This window comes from Sinorhizobium sojae CCBAU 05684 (assembly GCF_002288525.1).
GTDB classification, from domain to species: domain Bacteria; phylum Pseudomonadota; class Alphaproteobacteria; order Rhizobiales; family Rhizobiaceae; genus Sinorhizobium; species Sinorhizobium sojae.
Genome location: NZ_CP023067.1, coordinates 2,967,672 through 2,985,117 on the forward strand (window position 1 = coordinate 2,967,672; position 17,446 = coordinate 2,985,117).

The following is a 17,446-nucleotide window of genomic DNA, read 5'->3' on the forward strand; positions in this document are numbered from 1 at the left end:
GATGTGGACGCTAGGCCTGCGGCGAAAGAGGCAAGATCGATGGCTATCAATTGGTCAAATGTCAACGTGCCAACGATCATCGCGGTAGGCTCGCTGTTTTGGTACATGGCACAGGACAACGCCAACATCAAAAGCCAGCTCACCGAGCAGGAACGATATGCCGGTGTTCGTAGCCAAATGACCGACAAGAACTTTGCGGACCTGAACGCCCAGGTGAAGCAGATGCAGGATCTGCCTTTCCGAATGGGCGCGCAGGAGGCGAAGACGGCCTCTCTGAGCGATCGTGTCGACCGGTTGGCAGATGCGATCCTGGCCAATCAGGAAGCGCTGCGAAAGGACTTCAATTCTGCCGTCGAGGTGATCCGCAAGGACTTTTCCGGCCTGAGCACGAAGGTCGAAGTCCTCGATAGCAAGATGGATTCCATCATTGACAAGCCCCGTCAGGGAGCTTCCATTCCTATGCAACCGCGCCTGTGAGGTCACCATGACAAAGGTCCCATCTCTCACGGAAATAGACGCGCTGGCCGATGAGGATATTCTGTACGTTTGGGATGCGAGCACTCCGAGCACGCCAGACAAGAAGATGCTAGGGTTGAAGCTGCGACCGGCCGGCTCCAAGATCACGCACTATCTGCGGTACGAGTCGACGATCGTCATCCCGGCCATCAACGCCGCGACGGAAGGATCGGCGGCCATCACCGTTGCTGGTGCAGCCGTCGGCGATCACGTCGTCTTCAACATGCGGGATGCATTGCCGGCCGATCTCGGCATTACGTCGGTGCGCGTCTCGGCGGTCGATACGGTGCAGGTCCGATTCCGCAATTTCCACACCGCGAATAACTATGCTGGTGGGACGCTGGCCTGCGACGCTCTGGTGATCCGCTCGATAGCGGCCTGACGTTCCCCATCATATCCGGAGATTGAGGGGAACCGGGGAACGTCCCGACACGATTTCAAACACATGACCCAAATTCCTAATCTGAGGGTCACGCGTTCGAATCGCGTCGGGATCACCAATCAATTCAATAACTTAGTGAAACATCCGTTCCCCGGCATTCCCCGGGCGTTCCCCAATTATGTTGCAGGAACGTTCTTCTGGCCGCGATGCGCAACGCGCAGCTCGGCGACTTTCTGCGTCTTTTCAAGCGTTTTTCTGTTGTAGCGCTGCGTCGTCTGAGCGTTTTTATGGTTGGCGTGATGCCGCAGGTGCTCGAGGTCGGCGCCTGCATCAGAGCCTTCAGTCACACCGCCGGCTCGGCTGTCGCGGTTCCACACGTCGGCGGGAACGCCAGCTTCGTTCGCGATCTCCCGCCACTTCTTCGAGAAGAAGCGATACCGGTAAGGCATGCCGGTCGACTCGCATTTGATCATCGGACCGACGCGCTTCTCTGGCGGCACCATGTCGATGATCTGCCGCAGGAACGGATAGGCCATCGTGTCGTGCTCGGCGACGACATCATCCACCTTGCTCGTCGTCTTGATCAGGATGCCGTTCTCGTCGATGTCGGACCACAGCAGGCCATCACGCCAGCGCTGGCCGCGATCGACGATGCCGCCGGCCTTTGCGTCGGTCACCTTCTCCCATCGGCCGATAACGTCGATCTGGCGCAAGGTGAGCTCGAACTGAAGCGCCTGGGCGAGTGCGATCGACAAGAGACCCTTTTCGATTGCCTTGTTGCAAACCGCCTGTGCCTGCTCGAACGTGATCGCCGCGGTGCGTGCCTTCGGCGACGTGAATTCGATCTGCTTCAGGATCGCCGAAAGCCGGAAGCATTCGGTGATGTTGAGCACGACACCAAACCCGATGACGATGCGCAGGAGCTGCATAGCCTTGTAGGCTCGACGGACACGCTCACCGTTCGGCGGCAGGATGATGCCCTGCTCCGCCAACTTGGCGCGGCGCTCGGCCTGCTTCTCGGTGTCCTCGGCCGGCTGCTTGAAATTCGCATACCAGCGTTTGAAGTCGAGGCCGGTCAGCTTCTCGAGCCGACGGGCGCCGACGGTCTTTTCCAGCAGGCCAAGACTCTCGTCGTACATCGCCCGGGTGTTGCTGCGGATCTCGTGATAAGGACTTTCCGGCGTCTGCTGATAGAGCCGAATCACCGATTTAAGAGTGCCGTCATAGCCGCGCTTTCCGTCGACGCCGTTGCCTGACAGCCATTCCCTGAATTCGGCCTGCAGGCCGCGGCAACGCGCCTCGATCTCCTCGGGCGTGCCTTCCAGGCGCACGGTCTTGTGCTTGTACTCTTTGGCTTTGGGCGACGAGGATTTCGCCACCCAATAGTAGGCGACACCATCGGCGCGCCTTCGGACCTTCAGGCCCGGTGCTTTTATTGCCATTTCTCTTCTCCATCGAGGCCGGGATTGGCCTCGGGCGATGATGCCGCGAGTCCGTAGCGCCGATCAAGGAAAGCCTGACAGGCGGGCCAATATCGCCGGTTTTGAAAGAGTGGATCAGGTGCCGGGAAACCCGACTTCTGCAGCGCAGGAAGCGCACCCTTCAGCAATTCCGTGCTGACACCCATGCGATCCGCGAGCTGCGCGTCTGTGAGGAAGAGCGCGCTGGCCTTGGTCACTCGGCTTCTCCTTGCTCTGGATCGGCGCGGAGCGTGGGCGGCTCAGGAAGCGGTCGCCAATGGGTGGGGCCATGGTGGTTGATGTCGCTGATCGGGCCGCCGTGGTAATCGCCTGGGGCGTTGTTCGCCCACCACCAATCGTTATCCTCGGGATGGAAGTAGGCTTCGCCCACGATGTAGTCGTCCCGGTCTTTGGTCGGCACGGCGATGATGACCGGCGTTCGGTCCTTCGGCGCGCTATCGATCGGGCGCCACTTGTCACGCTCCCGTTCTGCCAAAACGGCTTGCCCCACGGCCAGCAGCATTTCCATATGGCTCATCGGCCGGGGCAGGTGTCCGACTGCATCAAACGATAAGGCTTGGATGTCGGCGGGAAGAGCGCGGAAAGCAACGGTCGTTGGGGAGGCGGTGCGGTCGGTCATGGCTGCTCCTTGGATGCTTTTCGGCGCTCGATCTCAAGGCTCATGCTATAAGCCCACATCGCGAATCCATACTTGATCCCGCCGTCTGGCGGCCCGAAAGGGTACTGCCGAAAATTCAGATCGGTCTTCCAAATGCGCAGAGCGATCCACAAAAGCACGTCGGCTAGTGTGGTCATGGCTGCTGCTCCTTGGCTGCGAGGGCGAGGCGGTTGCGGGCGGCCATGACACGCATCATGACCCCGCTAACGTCGTCTTCGGGAAGGCACTCGGACAACGCTTCAAGTAGACTTGCGGCGCATGCCAATTCATCTTCCAGCCGCTCTATCAGCGCATCCCGGCTTTCTCCCACCGGAGAGGGAGCGGGGCATTCGCAGGATAAATATCCACCTTGCCCTCGTTCCTCATTGCCGCAGACGGCGCACGGTTCACTCTCTTCCTCCGTAACCGGAGAGGGAGAGGCGGAGAGGGCGTCAATCAGCGTTCGAACGTCGCGGTCATGTTGGCTGATGTTCTTGGTTGGGATGGCGCCTAGCTGCTGCAACAGGCGGCAGACAGCTTGCGACACTACCTCATCCCTTACCGGCGCTGCGGGAGGGGTGGAGAAAGCCGAAACGATGCGGTTTAGAGAGTTGAAGTTGATGCGCGGGACCATCTGGTGGCCGATGAACTCACCTAGATCAACGTCTATGGGGACGTCTTCTCGGTCATAGATCGCCAGCGCCACGGCCTTGACCAGATCACTGAAACTAGCTCGTCCATATGATGGCATGTCGCCGAGCATCGGCCTCGACGCAACCGGCTCCGCCTTCCTCTCGATCGCAGACCTGATACGCGCGTCGAAAGCGGATTGGGCGGCTGCTTTGGCGGCTTCGATGTTTGGGTGTTCGGTCCCTTCGTATGGCTGCTCCGATCCTACCGGGTAGCTGACATGCCAGATGGCGGGGGTCACTGTATCGTCATGCCAGAGCCGGTAGTGACCGGCTACGCTGAAGACGAACCACTCTGTCACGAACTCACCTGGCTTCCACTCAGGCGAACACTTCCACTCAAGCGCCTTGATCTCGCTCACGATCTTGCCTCCTGCGCAGCACGCGCCAAATACGTTCGATGGGAAAGGGAATTGAAAAAGGGTCTCTCGTCCGCCTCACCTGGCGCGTCACACGGGTGTGGCCGGATGGACGGGTCAGCATGAAATTCCGCAGCCTTCCGGACCCGATAACCGTCCTTGCCGATGAGATCGACGAAGTCCTCCCGAAAGAGAGACCGCCCAAGGAAAAGCCGGTCGGGGGAAGGCGGAAGCCGCTTTATGATGAGCCAGACTGAGTTCATTGGCGCACCTTGACGGCGCGATACCGCTCCCAACGCGACAGAGGGCCATTCACGTCGTAGCCCATCATTTCGTACATGGAATGCAGATCCGCATCCCACGGGACGACGGAGCGAATGCCGTGGTGTATGCCGAAGCGCTTTCCGCAGTCGGGGCAGCCGATGTGTTGAGCCGAGCCGAAAGACTGGATGACATCAAGGCGCCGATGCCAGCCGATCCGGCAACGTAGCCTACCGATCAGCTTCATTTGGACGTCTCCCCAAGTATCCGAGGAAGAGCAAGGAGAAGGGGGAGGGTTAGCATTGGTCGGCCTCCAACTTCGCGATGAGAGCATGAGCAACGTCTAGCGCTCCGTGACCTCTGTCTGGTTCGCTATCGAGATACCTATTGCCGATCATCTCTGCTTCGGTGAGCGCTTCCAAAAGCGCGGCGCGGCGGGCTTGCTCACGTTCAGCCTTGATGCGAGAGGACATCTCCGGGAAGAGTTCTTCGCGCGCGGTTGATCGTGCCAAAGCTACTGCCTGCGTCAGCCGTTCGATCTCGGCGTCTTTCTCTTCGAGCGTCACCATAAGTTTTGCGCTGAAGGCCATCACGCATCCCCCTTGAGAGATGCGCGGATTACATCGCCGGAATAGATCGATTGCGACCAGCGGATATAAGTCTCTGGTAGGCCGGCGTTGATGGCGGGCCTGCTGTCGAGAATATCTTGAAGCATTTCCGCTTCGGCCCTCAGTTCGTCGCGTTCTTTCTCGACCGCAGCGACATAGGCGGCAATCGCGCGCAACTGCCCGCAGGTCACGTTGATTGGCTCGGCACCATCGGGCATCTCAGTGCCGTCCCAATCAACCGTCGCCACTTTGATCTCCAACAGGATCTCTTTCCCCTCGTGCGACATGGAGAGATGGGTGGGGGTCATGGGCGGGACTCCGAAATCCTACGGTTGATAGCGGCGGTCACCGCGTCCTGCTGGCGATCGTTCAGCTTCATGAAGGTGCCGTGAGGGTCCGCCTGGAAATCGCGCCAGCGCTTATCAGAGATCGGGCCGGCGGCTTCGATCTGGTGGCGATCGACGCTGCAGATCGCCGACATGATGGCGCGCATGTTCGATGACGTGATCATCAGAGCCCACCTCCGAATTGCTGTCTGTGATTGTGGGTGCCGTTTCCGTCCTGATCGGGCGCATGGTTCGGCTCTGCGGCTTCCTGCTGCTCGATCAGGTCGCTGTAGCAGTGCGCTATGTCGGTCGCGATTCCGTCGGCCTCGTAGAGGTAGCCGTCATACGCGCCGTCGGTAGCGATGATCGCTGCCAGTTCCGACATCAGCACGCGGCCGAGGCGCTGTAGCGATTTGCTGTGCCTGCGCTTGTCCGAGTTCTCGATTAATTCCCGGTCGGCCTCGTCGATGGCGCGGCGCATATCCTGAAACGATCCGGCGATGTGGAGTTGCGCATTCATGTGATCAGTCTCCTAGCGAGCTTCCGCAGCTCGGCGATGATGGTTGGCTGATCCATGTTCCGGATCGCATCGCGCCTGAGCTGCTCGTGAAGGTCGTCGCGCTTCAGGCGGACGAGGATGTCCTTCGCCTTGGCGTTCGGCGCCTGCGATTCCAGAAACGCGATGATCTCCGAGCGGTTCACTGCTCACTCTCCGTCGATCAGGCCTTGCACATAGATGTTGGTGGCGTCGGCATCGGCGTCGCCGCGCAGGCGGGCAGTGTGAGCGCCGAGGATGCGTTTCGCGGTGTCGACCGTCGCCGCATCCGTGAGCCGCGGCTTGAAGCCCTCGTGCGCGGCAATGAGGCCGTCCCGGTCGATCTCGCCGGAAAGCTTCTGGTGATATTCAGTCAGAAGCGTCTTGTCGTGTGTGGGGGCCGGTTCTTGGGAGGAGGAGAGCGGACCGGCCCCCGTATCAACCTGCCGGGAGGAGGAGGCAGGCCGATCTTGTGATGTGGTTTCGCCGCGCGCCCAGGCGCGGAGCTTTCGGCCGCACTCCTCGTCCACCCGCTTGCCGGCTGGGAAGAACGGAAGGTGCTGGCTCTGGATCTTGCCGTGAACGGCTTGGCCGTCCTCGATGAGCGGAACGCCGGGATTGTCGGGCGTGACGGTGAAGCTCATCGTCATCTCGTACATGAAGCGCTTTTCGCAGATCGGCACCCATCCGGCGCTCTCGATCGCGGTCTTCTCGCGGTTCGATCTCTCGTCGAAAACTTTGACGAACTTGATCTTCTCCTCGGCGCGTAGGCAGAAGATGATGTAGGCGCGCACCTGGCGCAGCGGCGACATCAGCCGGGTTTTGTGGCGGGTCTTCGGCACCTTCCACGCCGGGGCGTTGAACTTGTCGATCTCCCATCCCTCGAGGCGGTCGTATGGCTTGCGGGCAAGGCGAGCCACCTCCTCGTCGTGCATTTCCTGCAGCCCGCCGACGCCTTCGTATTCATCCGACGTGGAGTCGATGATGATGACCTTCGCCCCTGCCCGTTCCGCCTTCTGGATCGCCTCGATGTAGGCTTCCGGGGTGAACGGCGGCTTCATGTCCATGTGCTTGAAGCGGAACTGGTCGGCGTAGTGCAGCATGCGCTTCGCCTCGGTGTCGATCGCATAGATCGGCTCGCCCTGGGCGAGTCCGGTCGCCATTTTCAAGGCGGAATAGGTCTTGCCGCTGCCTGATGCGCCAGCGATGGCGATCAGGAGGCTGGTGTCGTCGCGTACGGCGTCGGTGAATTCGGTCATACTGCTGCTACCTCGGGAAATGCGTTGTGCTCGATGCCGTCGAGGAAGCGCCCAGATGCTTTCTTCCCGACCTTTTCGATCTCGATCAGACCGACGCCCGGGAAATCGCGATTGTCATCACATTCGTCTTTGCTGACGATCTTACCGCTGCGGGTCAGGTGCAATTTGCTTTCCGCATGCTCCCAGCCCTTTGCGATCCACTCGCCGTTTTGCTTGTGGTGGAAGGGAATGCCGGCCGCGGCGCACTGATCGCGCATGCTGCGGAACCAATCGGGGTGTGTCGGCCGCGCCTTGTGTCCGCCCTGGTCGGTCTCGCCGCCGGTGATGACCCAATCGATGTCGTGCAGACTCCCGATAGTCGGTCCGAGCAAAGGTTCACAGGAAAGGAAAGCGAACAGCGGATCGACCAAGCGCTTAGCTTTGCGCAGCGCTGGCACGTTGATGTCGAACCGCGGCTGATCCTCGACTGTGGTGCCGATCGCCGCATTGCTCGGCAAACCGCCTGCCGCCTCTGCCAGCTTGACGATGTTTTGCGGACGCTTCGTCAGCAGGAGATAGACCAGGCGCGGCGTGCGGCGCATCACGTCAAAGGCCTCGGCTCGCCACTCCGGCGGCACCTGATTGTCGAAGATATCGGCGAGGCTGGCGCAGAAGACGAACGGCCGATCGCCGTCCTTCTCAGCCTGACGATTCCAGCGGATAGGATCGTTCCACGTATGGGCGCCGGTCCGGACGCGCTCGCCGTGCGGGCCCCACTGCACTTTGCCGTAGCGCTTATCCATCAGCGCTTCGGCATAGCAGCCGTCACACGCTGGCGAGACCTTGGTGCAGCCCATCCATGGATTCCAAGTGTGGCGCGTCCACGAAATTGCAGAATTCTCGGCCATGGTCGACCCTCAGAACTTAATCGAGACGTGCGGCACGTTGCCGGCGGCGATGGCGAGAACGATGTCCTTCGCCTGCTGCTCCTCGATGCCGACTTCCATGATTGCGGCCTTAGCAGCGCCCATGATCTTGGCGCGGTGCTCGCGGTCAGCCTGACGTTTGGCATCAGCCTCGCGCAGTTCCCGCTCAACACGTTCCTGCTCGGCCTTCTCGCGCTCGCGGGCCTGCCGTTCCTCTTCAATCTTGCGGGCGGCGGCTTCCTCTGCCTCACGCGCTGCACGCTCAGCGGCTTCAACACGAGCGCGGGCCTCTGCCTCGGCACGCTCGCGCGCTTCTCGCTCGATGCGTTCCTGCTCGGCCTTCTCGCGCTCGCGGGCCTGCCGTTCCTCTTCAATCTTGCGGGCGGCGGCTTCCTCTGCCTCACGCGCTGCACGCTCAGCGGCTTCAACACGAGCGCGGGCCTCTGCCTCGGCACGCTCGCGCGCTTCTCGCTCGATGCGTTCCTGCTCGGCCTTGCGGCGCTCCTCTTCGCGCTTCCGTGCCTCTTCGGCCTGACGCTTCTCTTCCTCTTCGCGGGCTTTGCGCTCTTCGGCGGCGCGGCGCTCTGCCTCCGCACGTTCCTCGGCGGCTTTCCGCTCAGCGTCCTGGCGCTCGCGCTCTTCCTTCTCAGCGCGAAGGCGGGCGAGCTCGGCGGCCTCGGCTTCTTGCTTCTCGAAAGTCTCAGCCCATCGGTTCAGAAGGTCGAGGGTCGCGGCTTGCTTGCGGGTCAGGGCCCCCGCGCTTTCCTCTCCGTAAATAGCCGGATCAAAGGTTTCGTTTTTGATGTCGGCAATCTCTGTGCGAAGGCGCGCCGACGGGCCGAAATTCGCCCTTAGATCGATGTCCATCAGGCGGGCCATCTGCTCTTCTGCCCGCTCCTGCTTCTTGGCCTGCTCGGCTTCCCATTTGTCCAGCGGCGCGCGCACCTCGTCCTTGAGCGCGTCGAAGCGCTCGCGGATCTTGCGGCGGGACGCGTCCACGGCGTTGATCTTCGCCCGGGCTTCCTCGTTCAGCTTCTTGCCGGCGTCATCGATCGCAGTCTTGGTGCGCGCGATCTTGAACGCCATCGAGGCGATGGCCTTGCGCCCCTTCTCGGTGGAGAGGTCGACCGGCATTGCCCTCGCTTCGGCCTTCACATGCTCATAGAAGTCCTCGAATTTTTTATCGTCGATAAGCACGAGAGTCGGGTTTGCTTCGACCAGGGCGACAAGCGCGGTCTCGGTTTTCGTAACGTCCATTAGACGGGCTCCACAATCTGGATCGGTTTGTAAGGAATGTTCTCGAAGGCAGGCATCGGATCGAAGCCGAGACCCTGCAGGCGCGGGTCATCGATCTCGCGGGCGCACCAACGGGTGTCGAGGTAGGCGGGAAATTCCGGGGTCACGATGCCGGTCGGGTAGCCGGGCCAATCGTTCTCGGCCATGCACTTCCGCCACAGCAGGAAGGCGGCGCTGACCATCTTGGAGCCGATCGTCTGCGCGGCCTTGTCGACGCGGGCGACGGTGATTTCGAACGGCGGCTGCTGCTCCTGCATGATGAACAGGAAGTCCAGCGCCATTTCGTGGCGATCGATCTCGGGGAAGATCTGCCGCATGACGCGGCGATAGAACATGTCCTGAAAATGATAGTTGTTGTTGTAGAGCGCGGTCTTCACCTTCTCTGGCGAAACGCTCATTTCCGTCGTCTTGTAGTCGATGATGGTCAGGCGCGGCTTCGTGACGTGAATCCGGTCCATGCGGATGCGAGTCCAGCCGCCGCAAGGATCTTTCACGCAGGCTGTCACTTCGTTGAACGGCTGGTGGATCGGCTCCACGCTGGCAAGCGAGCGCACGGCCTCGTGCTCGTTCTCGCCCAGGACGCGGCGGGCCTTCTCGACCATGGCAACCACGGTCTCATAGTCGGTCTGCGGTACCGGGATCGCGCCACGCTCCTGCGCTTCCGCACGCTCCTGCTGCGCCGCCTTCTTCTTGTAGTCGTCGTAAGGCAGGACAGCGATTTCCGTCGGCTGATTGAGCAGCATCGCGTGCGCGGCCGAACCGATCTCGCGCGCCCGGTCGTTCTTCTCTTCCTTCGCCTTCTGCTTCGTCAGCCGCGGATGTGCGGCGAAAGCATGCAGCGGGCTTTCCTCGATCAGCTTCAGCGCGATCGACCGGCTGAGGCTCGGATCAGGGCAAGGGTCTGCATGGTAGGCGACCTCGCTCATGTGGTAGAGGCCGGGCCGATCGACGGTTTCGGAGTTGATGAGCATCGTCATCGTGCGGCCTCCATCTCATCAAGAGCGACCTGCAGCGTGATCAGCGGCGCCCACCACATGACGTAGAAGAAGAAGATCGGCATCGGCTCAATCCCCGCTGTCTACGGTCATGTCGAGACCGCAATGCTTGCAGGAGCCGGGATGCCATCCACGACGCGGGTCAGCGCCGGCGCCTGCCTGGATCTCATGCTTGCAGATGGCGAACTTGACGACGCGTGCCGTCTTCTCTGGGTATGAGCGGTAGATGACGGCATAGCCGCCGCCGTCGAGGTTCGCGCCCATGCCGGCGTGCGTGAGGAAATACTGGGTCCAGACCAAGCGGCCATCGATCTTCGTCCAACCCCACTGCGGGCGCATGCTGTGACCGCAAGCCGCGAGGTTGTTGAGGAAGCCGATCGGATCCACGTCTTCGACGTTCTGAAGCTCGATCTGGCCCTTGATGATTGGCGCCAGGTCTTCGTCGAGCGTGTAGATTTTGCGAGCGACGGCTTCCATCAGACGCGCGCCTCGATCGCAAGCTGGCGCTCGTATTCCTTGACCGCCGCGAGGCTGAGCATCGCAAACATGCCAAGGGTGATGATCGTGGCGAGGAGAATGAAGTCGTTGGTGCGGGCTGCGATGCTTTTCAGCAGCGCGGCGCGGTCTGGGGCACGTTTGGAAATAGACATAGCGCTCTCCTGTGATGGGAGAACGCTACTCGATTTCGAGTGTTAATGTCAACTCGTTATCGAGTTATCTTTTCCGATAGCTGCCAACCACCAGATGGCACACAGGCCATTCCTTGCGATCAAGGGTGAATTCGGCGGGCTCGCCGTGCGGCGGATTGTATTGCTTAAGGTGCCACTTCTCGGCGGTGACCTTCGTCAGCTGTTTCAGCACCGCATAGTGGTCGCCGTTGACGTCGATCGAGCAGACAACCACCTCGTCGCCGGCCGTCGGCGGGATGTTCGGGTGGATCAAGGCAAGATCGCCCTGCCGGAATGCCGGCTCCATCGAGTCGCCGACGACATAGAGTCCATATCCGTTTTTGGCTCGGGCAAGCGGCTCCGGTCTCTTCACGTAGTCGATAGGCTCCGGTGAAACGAGCAGGGAGTCATCAACCGCGCCTCCCCTGACGGACGCGTAGATAGGAAGGTCGACACCGCCGACGAGATCAGCCTTCGGAACAACCTTCGTTGCCTGGGCTGCCGCAGCCTGTTGCGAGCCGGCGCTGAGCGGGAATGGAATGCCGAGAACAGCGGCGACTTCTGGCGCGGACCGCGACCGGGACACAGCATCGCGCTCGATCCGATCGATCGACTGCTGAGTCGTGTGCGCCATCTCCGCAAGCTGCACTTGGCTCAGCCCGCGCCGCTCGCGTTCTTCCCGCACCATTTGTCCAAACGTATTTTCCATCACTTTTAATTACCCGATTGCGGGTACTCAATCCAACTCGATTGCAAGTTACTCGATTTTGAGTTATGCGAGTAGTCATGCAAAAGAGCGATCAGCACCCCGGAATGATTAGGGCCGTCGAGTTTTTCGGCTCGCAGGCCAAACTTGTTGAAGCAATCGGCTGCTTTTCCCAGCAGACGATTTCGAGAACGTTGAACCGCGACAACGAGCCTGATCCAAAACTGGCCGTCGCGATTCACAACGCCACCAATGGTCAGGTTCCGAAGTGGATGATCCGTCCGGATCTCTTCGAAGCCCCTTCCGTCGAGGTGGCTTGATGAGTGCACAATCCTCCTTTTTCGCGGACTCTGGATTCTCGAAGCGGTGCAACAGGATTCCCCTTGTTGACGCTGTTTGTGAGATGGCGCGCCGCCTCTGGCCGTCGAAGACAGCCACCAATCTCGCCAGCCGCGCCCACATCTCCGAGCGCGCCGCTAAGCTCTGGCTTGAGGGGCGCACCGAGCCGGGCGCCGACGCCCTGGTCAACCTTCTCCGCTCCGACGCCGGCTTCGTACTGCTGCAGCAGATCATGGAAGGTTCCGGCACGCGCTGGTGGAAGGAATTCGAGCGCGGCGTGCTGATCGCCGAGCTCGAGCAGAAGCAAGAATTCCTTCGCCAGCAGCTCGACCACCTCAAGGAAGGAATGAAGTGATGCGCGGATTCGTAGCCGATCGCCTGCTTTGGCTTTCCAGCGGGCTTCATACTCTCTCTGTCTGGACCAAGGACGCTGCCCTGTGGGTTCTGACGTTCGGCCGTCGCAATCGGGGGGCTTCGCGATGATCGGCCTCCTCCTGACCATGCTCGTCCTCGCACTGCTGATCGGCCTGATGTTCGCTGCGCTCGATGCGCAGTTCGGCGAGGGCCGCAAGCATTGAACGCTTTCACGTCATTTCGCCCGGTCTGTGACTGCGGCCTGTTTCTGAACGCCGGCCTGGTCTGCGAGGACTGCGGCTATGCGCCGGCTCAAACCGATCTCGATTGCCAGCACGCAATCGAAGCAACGCCGGGCGCCCTTCCTTTCATCCGATCCACTGCCCGGCGGTTCAACCGTAGGAGCGATGGAAATGACAGACGCACAACAGGTCTCGCGGGATCAACTGAGGGCCTTCATCGAGCGCATCGAAAGGCTTGAGGAAGAGAAGAAGACGATCGCCGACGACATCAAGGATGTGTACGGCGAAGCGAAAGCGATGGGCTTCGATACGAAGATTCTGAAGCAAGTCATCAGCATCCGCAAAATGGACGGCGATGAGCGGATGGAGCAAGAGGCCATCCTCGACACCTATCTGCAGGCGCTCGGCATGGTCCCGGCCGCTGAGGATGAAGCCTGATGGCGGGCTTCTCCCGCAACAGCGTGGAGGGCAAGGCGGCTTCGGGTCGCCTTGCTCTCGGCCGTCTGAAAACTGGCGAACGCAACAAGACCGAACAGCAATACGAGGCGATGCTTGAGGACATGCGGATTGCCGGCGATGTCCTCTGGTATCGGTTCGAGGGCGTCAAGCTGCGCCTCGCCGACAACACATTCTACACCCCTGACTTCGCCGTGATGCTCGCGACCGGCCTCATGGAAATGCACGAGGTCAAAGGATTCTGGCAGGACGATGCCAGGGTGAAGATCAAGGTCGCCGCTGAACTCTATCCCTTCCGTTTTATCGCTGCCGTCCCTCGCAAGAAGAAGGACGGGGGTGGCTGGCATGTCGAGGTTTTCGAATGAGCGAATGGACAGAAGAACGCATCGAGCAACTGAAGAAGCTTCACGCGGCTGGTCATAGCGCCTCGCAGATCGCTGCAATGATGGGCGGTGTTAGCCGCAACGGGGTGATCGGCAAGATTCATCGGTTGCGACTCCCTACGATGGCTAAGCCGCGGGCCTCGGCAAAGCCTCGCGCTATCAAGATGCCGGTGCGGAAGGCTGCGGCGGTACCGGTCAAGGCGAAGGCAACACCCGTCGTTCCGCCGCGCGATCTGCCAAGAGATATTGAAAGCGTCGCGCGTCCATCTCCGGTCCTAAAGCGCATCATGGATGCCGATTGGGATGGCCGGCACGAATGCCGCTGGCCTGTAGAAGGCGAGAAGGAACAGACCCGGTTCTGCTGCCACCCTGTCTCGGGCGAATCCTCCTACTGCGAGTATCACCGCCGTGCGGCTCGGGGCGAAGGCACGAAGAGCGAGCGCAAGGTTGCGCCGATGCCGATCAAACGGGTGGCGTGATGGGAAAACGCTCCTCATTCGTTCGCCTCGAGCGCGATGCCTATCAGACCATCGATCCGCGCGCCGTCGACAAGCTGATCCCACACCTGCGCGGAGTGAAGTCCTTTGCCGAGCCCTGCGCTGGTGAAGGCTATCTCGTCGGCGAGCTGCAGCGGCATGGATTCATCTGCGCCTATGAAGGCGACATCACTACCGGCCTCGATGCTCTCGTCCACCCTTTCGACGAGGAAGCCGTCTTCGACGTGATCATCAGCAACGTGCCGTGGCGGCGCGACATCCTGCACATGATGATTGAGCGCTTTCAGGCGATGGCGCCGACATGGCTCCTATTCGATGCCGATTGGGCTCACACCAAGCAGGCCGCACTGTATCTCGATCAGTGCAGCCACATCATCAGCGTCGGGCGCCTCAAGTGGATTCCCGGCTCTCCGCATACCAGCAAGGACAATTGCGCCTGGTACCGCTTCCACGCTCAACACGTCGGCGGTCCGCGCTTCATTGGGCGTGAGGTCGCCAATGCTTGAGCGCGTCTCCTACCACGCCGTTATCCGTTACCTCGAGCGCGTGCTAGGCCTGCCGGTGGATGAATGGCTGAGGGCAAGGAGGCGCTCGGAGAGAACATCAAGGCCGCGCACTGCTGCGAGCGTGCTGGCCTGCCGGTGGATGCGGTTCGCCTCTCGATGCTGACGGAGCCCGTAATGCGCGCCATGCGCTCGCGCTCTCAGAAGACGAAGGTGATCACGCGTGAGGCGATATACGTCGTCACCCAGGGCAGCTTGGTTACCGTCCTGGCGCCGACGATGCAGGCCTACCGGAAGAAGAAATATAAGGCTCACAAGAGCCGCCGGCTGGAAGAGGTGTGATCTTGAGCAAGATGCCGTGGATCCGCTTCTTTCCGTCCGATTGGCTCGCTGGAACGCGTGGCATGAGCGCTGTCGAGACTGGCGTCTACATCACGCTCGTCGCCACCATGTACGAGCGCTGCGAACCGATCCCGGAGGATCATGCGCGCCTAGCGCGACTCTGCGGTGCCTCGAACTCGGCTTTCAAGAAGGCGCTCGATACCCTCGTTGACGAGGGGAAAATCACGCGTGTCGGCGGGGGTCTTTGGAACGATCGTGTCGAAAAAGAGCAAGTCTACCTCTCGGAAAAGTCAGAGGTAGGATCAAAGGCAGCTCGTGCGCGCTGGAATAAAAAAGATAATGAAAACAACAATTCCAATGATGCAAACGCATTGCCGACGCATAGCGAGGGCAATGCTAACCAGAAGCCAGATACCAGAATAGATTCCTCTTCACTTCGTTCAGAGGAACGCGCGCCCGCTCCCAAGCCCAATTTCAAGGCTGAATTCGAAAGCCATTTTTGGCCGATCTATCCGAACAAGGTCGGCAAGCCGAAAGCGCTTGAGGCGTTCATCAAGGCCCGGTCGAAAGCCGACCTCGAAACCATCATGGCGGGACTGCGCCGGTACGTCGCCAAAACCGATGACCGGCCGTGGTGCAATCCCGCGACCTGGCTCAATCAGGAACGATGGGGCGATGCGCCGGCGATGGTGCCGCGAGGCCAGCCGCCGCCTCGTGAGCCTGATCTGGCGGATTTGTTCAACGAGCGTGCAAGGCAACTGAGGGATTTCGACGATGACGGACGGACGATTGAGGGAAGCTACCACGGCGGAGATCTCGACCGCTCTCGGCAAGCTCTTCCGGGCATTGCCGCCCCGCAAGGCGAGCCCCGGGGAGCTCGAGGAATCGTACCTGATCGCCTGCCACAAGTGCACGAAGCACGCGATCGAGACGGTGGTGGTGAAGGCGATCCGCGGAGAGCTGGCGCAGCTCTCGAAATCATTCGCTCCGTCGCCAGCCGAACTATCGACGGCGATCCGTGAGGAAATGGAATTCGTTCAGAAACAAATCGCCCTGGCGCAAGAGCGCATGCAGCTCGAGGACAAGCGGCCTGTCGCTGCGCCTGCAAAGCTGCTGCACGAGCGCGTTGCCGACGCTGAGCGAGAGATGGCGTCGGAAGGCCGCGCGCTGCTGTTCAAGGTGTTGTCGCATGCTGACATGCTCTCCCGTCGACGTGAAATGCCGACGGGCTCGGTCTACAGGGCCATCCTCGGCGCGGTTTACGGACCGCCCGGCTCCGCCAGCGCCGCGCAGCCGCCTCCGGACGACGACGATATTCCGTGGTGACGTGAGACGAGATGATGCGGGAATGACGCACGATGAGACATTTGGCACAGCTTAAGCGATCAGAAATTTACGTCTCGGCCCGCGATGTCATGGACCGTTACGACATCTCGCGCTCCACTCTCGATCGCTGGATCAAAAAGCGCGGTTTCCCGGCTCCGCGCATGATCGTAGGCAAGCGTCATTTCCTGCTGTCGCAGGTCGACGCTTGGGATGTTGAGCAATGCGGCGTCGAGGCTGAACCGCAAGGCGAAATCGCCTTCGGCATGCCGATCGTTTCCGGGCTGGTCCAGAGCTATGACGATCTGGTTGCCGCGATGATAGAGCGCCGCAAGGATCTCGGCCTATCCTGCATCGAGCTCGACGCTCTGTCGGGCATGCAAGAGGGCTATGCGAACAAGCTGGAAAACTGGCGGAAGCAATACGGGCGCGGCATGGGGCCCGACACATTCCCGCTCTGGCTCGGCGGGCTTAGGCTCGGCCTGGTCCTCGTCGAGTTGCCACGCAGGCCGCGGAAGAGGAAACAGGCAGTAGGAGAACAAGCATGAAGCGGCGCGGTTTTCTCGGTTTCCTCGGTGGTGCTGCCGCCGCCGGTCCAGCACTGGCAAAGCAGGCTGCTGATCCTGTCCTGCGTCAGGCTGGGTTCCCTATGGGTGGTGAGGTGGCCGGCGCCGCTCTGATGCCTGCGCCTGCGCCGCCTGCCGGTGCGATCTCAAAAGCGATAAGGTGGATTCGGAAGCAAGGAATTCCGGCTTGGAAGATGCGCGAAATCAGTCAGCGCGCTAACTATGAGCGGAGATACGGCCTTGACCCTGACCTGGCGTGCCTTGTTTCCGTATCGCCTGGTTGGAAGGCGAGAACGCAACGCAGTCGCAATTTAGAGCGAATGATCGAGGAATCGGTCTCAAGGATAGGCCACCATCAAGAGCGACATGGCTATCTTGGTAAGCTGCAAGAGAAGTTCGGCATTGATGCCGACTGGTACGACTGATCGTCAATCAGCCTTCATCGTGATCTTGACCGGCCGCGTGATCACCAGTGATGTCGACAGCCAATCGAATTCGACACCGATCGAGGCAGCGGCGCAGGCCATCGTATAACGCCGGCGCGCCATCGGATCGATTTCCTTGTTCGGGCGCTCGAAGTCCTTGATTGCCGCCGCGCTGAAGCCGATCAGCGGCGCCAGTTGCTCCCGGGATAGCTCCATCACCTCTTCGCGCCACCATTTGCACTTCAAGTGCTCCGGTGCGTCGGCGGGCGGTCGTTCCATGCGTTGCTGATCCTGGGTGCTGGCGTCCTCGGCAACATGCATATTTCGGGTTACCGTGTCCATCTGGATTGCTCGACAGCTCAGGGGCGTGATAAAAGCGGGCATCCTTTCTGT

The 17,446-nt window shown here is 60.8% G+C and carries 32 protein-coding genes; 13 read left to right on the forward strand and 19 right to left on the reverse strand.

Features of this window, described 5'->3' with window-relative positions:
* Positions 1–39 precede the first annotated feature (39 nt).
* On the forward strand, positions 40–477 hold the full coding sequence (locus SJ05684_RS14405) for a hypothetical protein (RefSeq protein ID WP_034853155.1): 438 nt from the start codon (positions 40–42) through the stop codon (positions 475–477).
* A gap of 7 nt (positions 478–484) precedes the next feature.
* Positions 485–898: a hypothetical protein gene (locus tag SJ05684_RS14410; RefSeq protein ID WP_034853153.1), complete on the forward strand. Its 414-nt coding sequence runs from the start codon at positions 485–487 to the stop codon at positions 896–898.
* Positions 899–1,074: 176 nt separating this feature from the next.
* Here the strand turns inward: SJ05684_RS14410 and SJ05684_RS14415 are convergent, their stop codons facing one another.
* The 18 genes from SJ05684_RS14415 to SJ05684_RS14500 form a co-directional block, all read right to left on the reverse strand.
* Positions 1,075–2,340 (reverse strand): site-specific integrase, encoded by a 1,266-nt coding sequence (locus tag SJ05684_RS14415; RefSeq protein ID WP_034853246.1) that lies wholly within the window; start codon positions 2,338–2,340, stop codon positions 1,075–1,077.
* Positions 2,331–2,576 (reverse strand): hypothetical protein, encoded by a 246-nt coding sequence (locus SJ05684_RS14420; protein WP_034853245.1) that lies wholly within the window; start codon positions 2,574–2,576, stop codon positions 2,331–2,333. The genes SJ05684_RS14415 and SJ05684_RS14420 overlap by 10 nt, the downstream gene beginning before the upstream one ends.
* The gene (locus SJ05684_RS14425) at positions 2,573–2,998 is read right to left on the reverse strand and encodes a DUF551 domain-containing protein (protein WP_050979950.1); all 426 of its coding nucleotides are present in this window, start codon (positions 2,996–2,998) and stop codon (positions 2,573–2,575) included. Before SJ05684_RS14425 ends, SJ05684_RS14420 begins: the two co-directional genes overlap by 4 nt.
* Entirely contained in the window at positions 2,995–3,174 is a 180-nt protein-coding gene (locus tag SJ05684_RS14430; protein WP_034853243.1) for a hypothetical protein, read from the reverse strand. Before SJ05684_RS14430 ends, SJ05684_RS14425 begins: the two co-directional genes overlap by 4 nt.
* A complete protein-coding gene (locus SJ05684_RS14435) occupies positions 3,171–4,067 on the reverse strand; it encodes a hypothetical protein (RefSeq protein ID WP_034853241.1) in 897 nt (298 codons plus the stop codon). The genes SJ05684_RS14430 and SJ05684_RS14435 overlap by 4 nt, the downstream gene beginning before the upstream one ends.
* A 256-nt stretch (positions 4,068–4,323) precedes the next feature.
* Positions 4,324–4,572, reverse strand: a complete 249-nt coding sequence (locus SJ05684_RS14445; protein WP_034853237.1) for a hypothetical protein — start codon at positions 4,570–4,572, stop codon at positions 4,324–4,326.
* 49 nt (positions 4,573–4,621) lie between these two features.
* Positions 4,622–4,915 (reverse strand): hypothetical protein, encoded by a 294-nt coding sequence (locus SJ05684_RS14450; protein ID WP_034853235.1) that lies wholly within the window; start codon positions 4,913–4,915, stop codon positions 4,622–4,624.
* The gene (locus SJ05684_RS14455) at positions 4,915–5,241 is read right to left on the reverse strand and encodes a hypothetical protein (protein WP_095694278.1); all 327 of its coding nucleotides are present in this window, start codon (positions 5,239–5,241) and stop codon (positions 4,915–4,917) included. Before SJ05684_RS14455 ends, SJ05684_RS14450 begins: the two co-directional genes overlap by 1 nt.
* Positions 5,238–5,444 (reverse strand): hypothetical protein, encoded by a 207-nt coding sequence (locus tag SJ05684_RS14460; protein WP_034853232.1) that lies wholly within the window; start codon positions 5,442–5,444, stop codon positions 5,238–5,240. Before SJ05684_RS14460 ends, SJ05684_RS14455 begins: the two co-directional genes overlap by 4 nt.
* The gene (locus SJ05684_RS14465) at positions 5,444–5,779 is read right to left on the reverse strand and encodes a hypothetical protein (protein WP_034853230.1); all 336 of its coding nucleotides are present in this window, start codon (positions 5,777–5,779) and stop codon (positions 5,444–5,446) included. The genes SJ05684_RS14460 and SJ05684_RS14465 overlap by 1 nt, the downstream gene beginning before the upstream one ends.
* Positions 5,776–5,961, reverse strand: a complete 186-nt coding sequence (locus SJ05684_RS14470; protein WP_034853228.1) for a hypothetical protein — start codon at positions 5,959–5,961, stop codon at positions 5,776–5,778. Before SJ05684_RS14470 ends, SJ05684_RS14465 begins: the two co-directional genes overlap by 4 nt.
* Positions 5,962–5,964: 3 nt before the next feature.
* Entirely contained in the window at positions 5,965–7,053 is a 1,089-nt protein-coding gene (locus tag SJ05684_RS14475; RefSeq protein WP_034853226.1) for a DEAD/DEAH box helicase family protein, read from the reverse strand.
* A complete protein-coding gene (locus tag SJ05684_RS14480; RefSeq protein ID WP_034853225.1) occupies positions 7,050–7,940 on the reverse strand; it encodes a phage Gp37/Gp68 family protein in 891 nt (296 codons plus the stop codon). The genes SJ05684_RS14475 and SJ05684_RS14480 overlap by 4 nt, the downstream gene beginning before the upstream one ends.
* A gap of 9 nt (positions 7,941–7,949) precedes the next feature.
* Positions 7,950–9,215: a hypothetical protein gene (locus SJ05684_RS14485; RefSeq protein ID WP_095694279.1), complete on the reverse strand. Its 1,266-nt coding sequence runs from the start codon at positions 9,213–9,215 to the stop codon at positions 7,950–7,952.
* A complete protein-coding gene (locus tag SJ05684_RS14490; RefSeq protein ID WP_034853224.1) occupies positions 9,215–10,231 on the reverse strand; it encodes a PD-(D/E)XK nuclease family protein in 1,017 nt (338 codons plus the stop codon). Before SJ05684_RS14490 ends, SJ05684_RS14485 begins: the two co-directional genes overlap by 1 nt.
* Before the next feature lie 87 nt (positions 10,232–10,318).
* The gene (locus SJ05684_RS14495) at positions 10,319–10,726 is read right to left on the reverse strand and encodes a hypothetical protein (RefSeq protein ID WP_034853223.1); all 408 of its coding nucleotides are present in this window, start codon (positions 10,724–10,726) and stop codon (positions 10,319–10,321) included.
* On the reverse strand, positions 10,726–10,899 hold the full coding sequence (locus tag SJ05684_RS29660; protein ID WP_157211964.1) for a hypothetical protein: 174 nt from the start codon (positions 10,897–10,899) through the stop codon (positions 10,726–10,728). Before SJ05684_RS29660 ends, SJ05684_RS14495 begins: the two co-directional genes overlap by 1 nt.
* 64 nt (positions 10,900–10,963) lie before the next feature.
* Positions 10,964–11,626 carry a S24 family peptidase gene (locus tag SJ05684_RS14500; protein ID WP_083846093.1) on the reverse strand — a complete coding sequence of 221 codons (663 nt, stop codon included), beginning with the start codon at positions 11,624–11,626 and terminating at the stop codon, positions 10,964–10,966.
* Between the two features lie 77 nt (positions 11,627–11,703).
* Between SJ05684_RS14500 and SJ05684_RS14505 the strand changes: the two genes are divergently transcribed.
* From SJ05684_RS14505 to SJ05684_RS14555, 11 genes are all read left to right on the forward strand, one after another.
* Complete coding sequence (locus SJ05684_RS14505) at positions 11,704–11,943, forward strand: transcriptional regulator (RefSeq protein ID WP_157211963.1); 240 nt, start codon at positions 11,704–11,706, stop codon at positions 11,941–11,943.
* Between the two features lie 83 nt (positions 11,944–12,026).
* The gene (locus SJ05684_RS14510; protein WP_034853219.1) at positions 12,027–12,317 is read left to right on the forward strand and encodes a hypothetical protein; all 291 of its coding nucleotides are present in this window, start codon (positions 12,027–12,029) and stop codon (positions 12,315–12,317) included.
* Positions 12,318–12,729: 412 nt separating this feature from the next.
* Positions 12,730–12,996 (forward strand): DUF2312 domain-containing protein, encoded by a 267-nt coding sequence (locus SJ05684_RS14515; protein WP_034853272.1) that lies wholly within the window; start codon positions 12,730–12,732, stop codon positions 12,994–12,996.
* Positions 12,996–13,379: a hypothetical protein gene (locus tag SJ05684_RS14520; RefSeq protein ID WP_050979947.1), complete on the forward strand. Its 384-nt coding sequence runs from the start codon at positions 12,996–12,998 to the stop codon at positions 13,377–13,379. The genes SJ05684_RS14515 and SJ05684_RS14520 overlap by 1 nt, the downstream gene beginning before the upstream one ends.
* Positions 13,376–13,876, forward strand: coding sequence for a GcrA family cell cycle regulator (locus SJ05684_RS14525; protein WP_050979946.1), 501 nt, complete (start codon positions 13,376–13,378; stop codon positions 13,874–13,876). The genes SJ05684_RS14520 and SJ05684_RS14525 overlap by 4 nt, the downstream gene beginning before the upstream one ends.
* On the forward strand, positions 13,876–14,400 hold the full coding sequence (locus SJ05684_RS14530) for a hypothetical protein (RefSeq protein WP_034853218.1): 525 nt from the start codon (positions 13,876–13,878) through the stop codon (positions 14,398–14,400). Before SJ05684_RS14525 ends, SJ05684_RS14530 begins: the two co-directional genes overlap by 1 nt.
* A 63-nt stretch (positions 14,401–14,463) precedes the next feature.
* Positions 14,464–14,739, forward strand: coding sequence for a hypothetical protein (locus SJ05684_RS14535; protein ID WP_034853216.1), 276 nt, complete (start codon positions 14,464–14,466; stop codon positions 14,737–14,739).
* A gap of 11 nt (positions 14,740–14,750) precedes the next feature.
* Positions 14,751–15,761 carry a YdaU family protein gene (locus SJ05684_RS14540; RefSeq protein ID WP_244426611.1) on the forward strand — a complete coding sequence of 337 codons (1,011 nt, stop codon included), beginning with the start codon at positions 14,751–14,753 and terminating at the stop codon, positions 15,759–15,761.
* A 4-nt stretch (positions 15,762–15,765) separates the two neighbouring features.
* Positions 15,766–16,065: a hypothetical protein gene (locus SJ05684_RS14545; protein WP_034853214.1), complete on the forward strand. Its 300-nt coding sequence runs from the start codon at positions 15,766–15,768 to the stop codon at positions 16,063–16,065.
* Between the two features lie 32 nt (positions 16,066–16,097).
* Positions 16,098–16,610 (forward strand): helix-turn-helix transcriptional regulator, encoded by a 513-nt coding sequence (locus tag SJ05684_RS14550; RefSeq protein WP_034853213.1) that lies wholly within the window; start codon positions 16,098–16,100, stop codon positions 16,608–16,610.
* Complete coding sequence (locus tag SJ05684_RS14555) at positions 16,607–17,053, forward strand: hypothetical protein (protein ID WP_034853211.1); 447 nt, start codon at positions 16,607–16,609, stop codon at positions 17,051–17,053. The genes SJ05684_RS14550 and SJ05684_RS14555 overlap by 4 nt, the downstream gene beginning before the upstream one ends.
* 3 nt (positions 17,054–17,056) lie before the next feature.
* Here SJ05684_RS14555 and SJ05684_RS14560 read toward each other — a convergent pair whose 3' ends face one another.
* A complete protein-coding gene (locus SJ05684_RS14560; RefSeq protein ID WP_244426610.1) occupies positions 17,057–17,332 on the reverse strand; it encodes a hypothetical protein in 276 nt (91 codons plus the stop codon).
* Positions 17,333–17,446: the final 114 nt, after the last annotated feature.

Coding starts and splice junctions, on each gene's coding strand:
- SJ05684_RS14405 (WP_034853155.1), top strand. CDS start 40: ATGGCTATCAATTGGTCAAATGTCAACGTGCCAACGATCATCGCGGTA.
- SJ05684_RS14410 (WP_034853153.1), top strand. CDS start 485: ATGACAAAGGTCCCATCTCTCACGGAAATAGACGCGCTGGCCGATGAG.
- SJ05684_RS14415 (WP_034853246.1), bottom strand. CDS start 2,340: ATGGCAATAAAAGCACCGGGCCTGAAGGTCCGAAGGCGCGCCGATGGT.
- SJ05684_RS14425 (WP_050979950.1), bottom strand. CDS start 2,998: ATGACCGACCGCACCGCCTCCCCAACGACCGTTGCTTTCCGCGCTCTT.
- SJ05684_RS14430 (WP_034853243.1), bottom strand. CDS start 3,174: ATGACCACACTAGCCGACGTGCTTTTGTGGATCGCTCTGCGCATTTGG.
- SJ05684_RS14445 (WP_034853237.1), bottom strand. CDS start 4,572: ATGAAGCTGATCGGTAGGCTACGTTGCCGGATCGGCTGGCATCGGCGC.
- SJ05684_RS14450 (WP_034853235.1), bottom strand. CDS start 4,915: ATGGCCTTCAGCGCAAAACTTATGGTGACGCTCGAAGAGAAAGACGCC.
- SJ05684_RS14455 (WP_095694278.1), bottom strand. CDS start 5,241: ATGACCCCCACCCATCTCTCCATGTCGCACGAGGGGAAAGAGATCCTG.
- SJ05684_RS14460 (WP_034853232.1), bottom strand. CDS start 5,444: ATGATCACGTCATCGAACATGCGCGCCATCATGTCGGCGATCTGCAGC.
- SJ05684_RS14465 (WP_034853230.1), bottom strand. CDS start 5,779: ATGAATGCGCAACTCCACATCGCCGGATCGTTTCAGGATATGCGCCGC.
- SJ05684_RS14475 (WP_034853226.1), bottom strand. CDS start 7,053: ATGACCGAATTCACCGACGCCGTACGCGACGACACCAGCCTCCTGATC.
- SJ05684_RS14480 (WP_034853225.1), bottom strand. CDS start 7,940: ATGGCCGAGAATTCTGCAATTTCGTGGACGCGCCACACTTGGAATCCA.
- SJ05684_RS14485 (WP_095694279.1), bottom strand. CDS start 9,215: ATGGACGTTACGAAAACCGAGACCGCGCTTGTCGCCCTGGTCGAAGCA.
- SJ05684_RS14490 (WP_034853224.1), bottom strand. CDS start 10,231: ATGACGATGCTCATCAACTCCGAAACCGTCGATCGGCCCGGCCTCTAC.
- SJ05684_RS14495 (WP_034853223.1), bottom strand. CDS start 10,726: ATGGAAGCCGTCGCTCGCAAAATCTACACGCTCGACGAAGACCTGGCG.
- SJ05684_RS29660 (WP_157211964.1), bottom strand. CDS start 10,899: ATGTCTATTTCCAAACGTGCCCCAGACCGCGCCGCGCTGCTGAAAAGC.
- SJ05684_RS14500 (WP_083846093.1), bottom strand. CDS start 11,626: ATGGAAAATACGTTTGGACAAATGGTGCGGGAAGAACGCGAGCGGCGC.
- SJ05684_RS14505 (WP_157211963.1), top strand. CDS start 11,704: ATGCAAAAGAGCGATCAGCACCCCGGAATGATTAGGGCCGTCGAGTTT.
- SJ05684_RS14510 (WP_034853219.1), top strand. CDS start 12,027: ATGGCGCGCCGCCTCTGGCCGTCGAAGACAGCCACCAATCTCGCCAGC.
- SJ05684_RS14515 (WP_034853272.1), top strand. CDS start 12,730: ATGACAGACGCACAACAGGTCTCGCGGGATCAACTGAGGGCCTTCATC.
- SJ05684_RS14520 (WP_050979947.1), top strand. CDS start 12,996: ATGGCGGGCTTCTCCCGCAACAGCGTGGAGGGCAAGGCGGCTTCGGGT.
- SJ05684_RS14525 (WP_050979946.1), top strand. CDS start 13,376: ATGAGCGAATGGACAGAAGAACGCATCGAGCAACTGAAGAAGCTTCAC.
- SJ05684_RS14530 (WP_034853218.1), top strand. CDS start 13,876: ATGGGAAAACGCTCCTCATTCGTTCGCCTCGAGCGCGATGCCTATCAG.
- SJ05684_RS14535 (WP_034853216.1), top strand. CDS start 14,464: ATGGCTGAGGGCAAGGAGGCGCTCGGAGAGAACATCAAGGCCGCGCAC.
- SJ05684_RS14540 (WP_244426611.1), top strand. CDS start 14,751: ATGCCGTGGATCCGCTTCTTTCCGTCCGATTGGCTCGCTGGAACGCGT.
- SJ05684_RS14545 (WP_034853214.1), top strand. CDS start 15,766: ATGGAATTCGTTCAGAAACAAATCGCCCTGGCGCAAGAGCGCATGCAG.
- SJ05684_RS14550 (WP_034853213.1), top strand. CDS start 16,098: ATGAGACATTTGGCACAGCTTAAGCGATCAGAAATTTACGTCTCGGCC.
- SJ05684_RS14555 (WP_034853211.1), top strand. CDS start 16,607: ATGAAGCGGCGCGGTTTTCTCGGTTTCCTCGGTGGTGCTGCCGCCGCC.
- SJ05684_RS14560 (WP_244426610.1), bottom strand. CDS start 17,332: ATGGAACGACCGCCCGCCGACGCACCGGAGCACTTGAAGTGCAAATGG.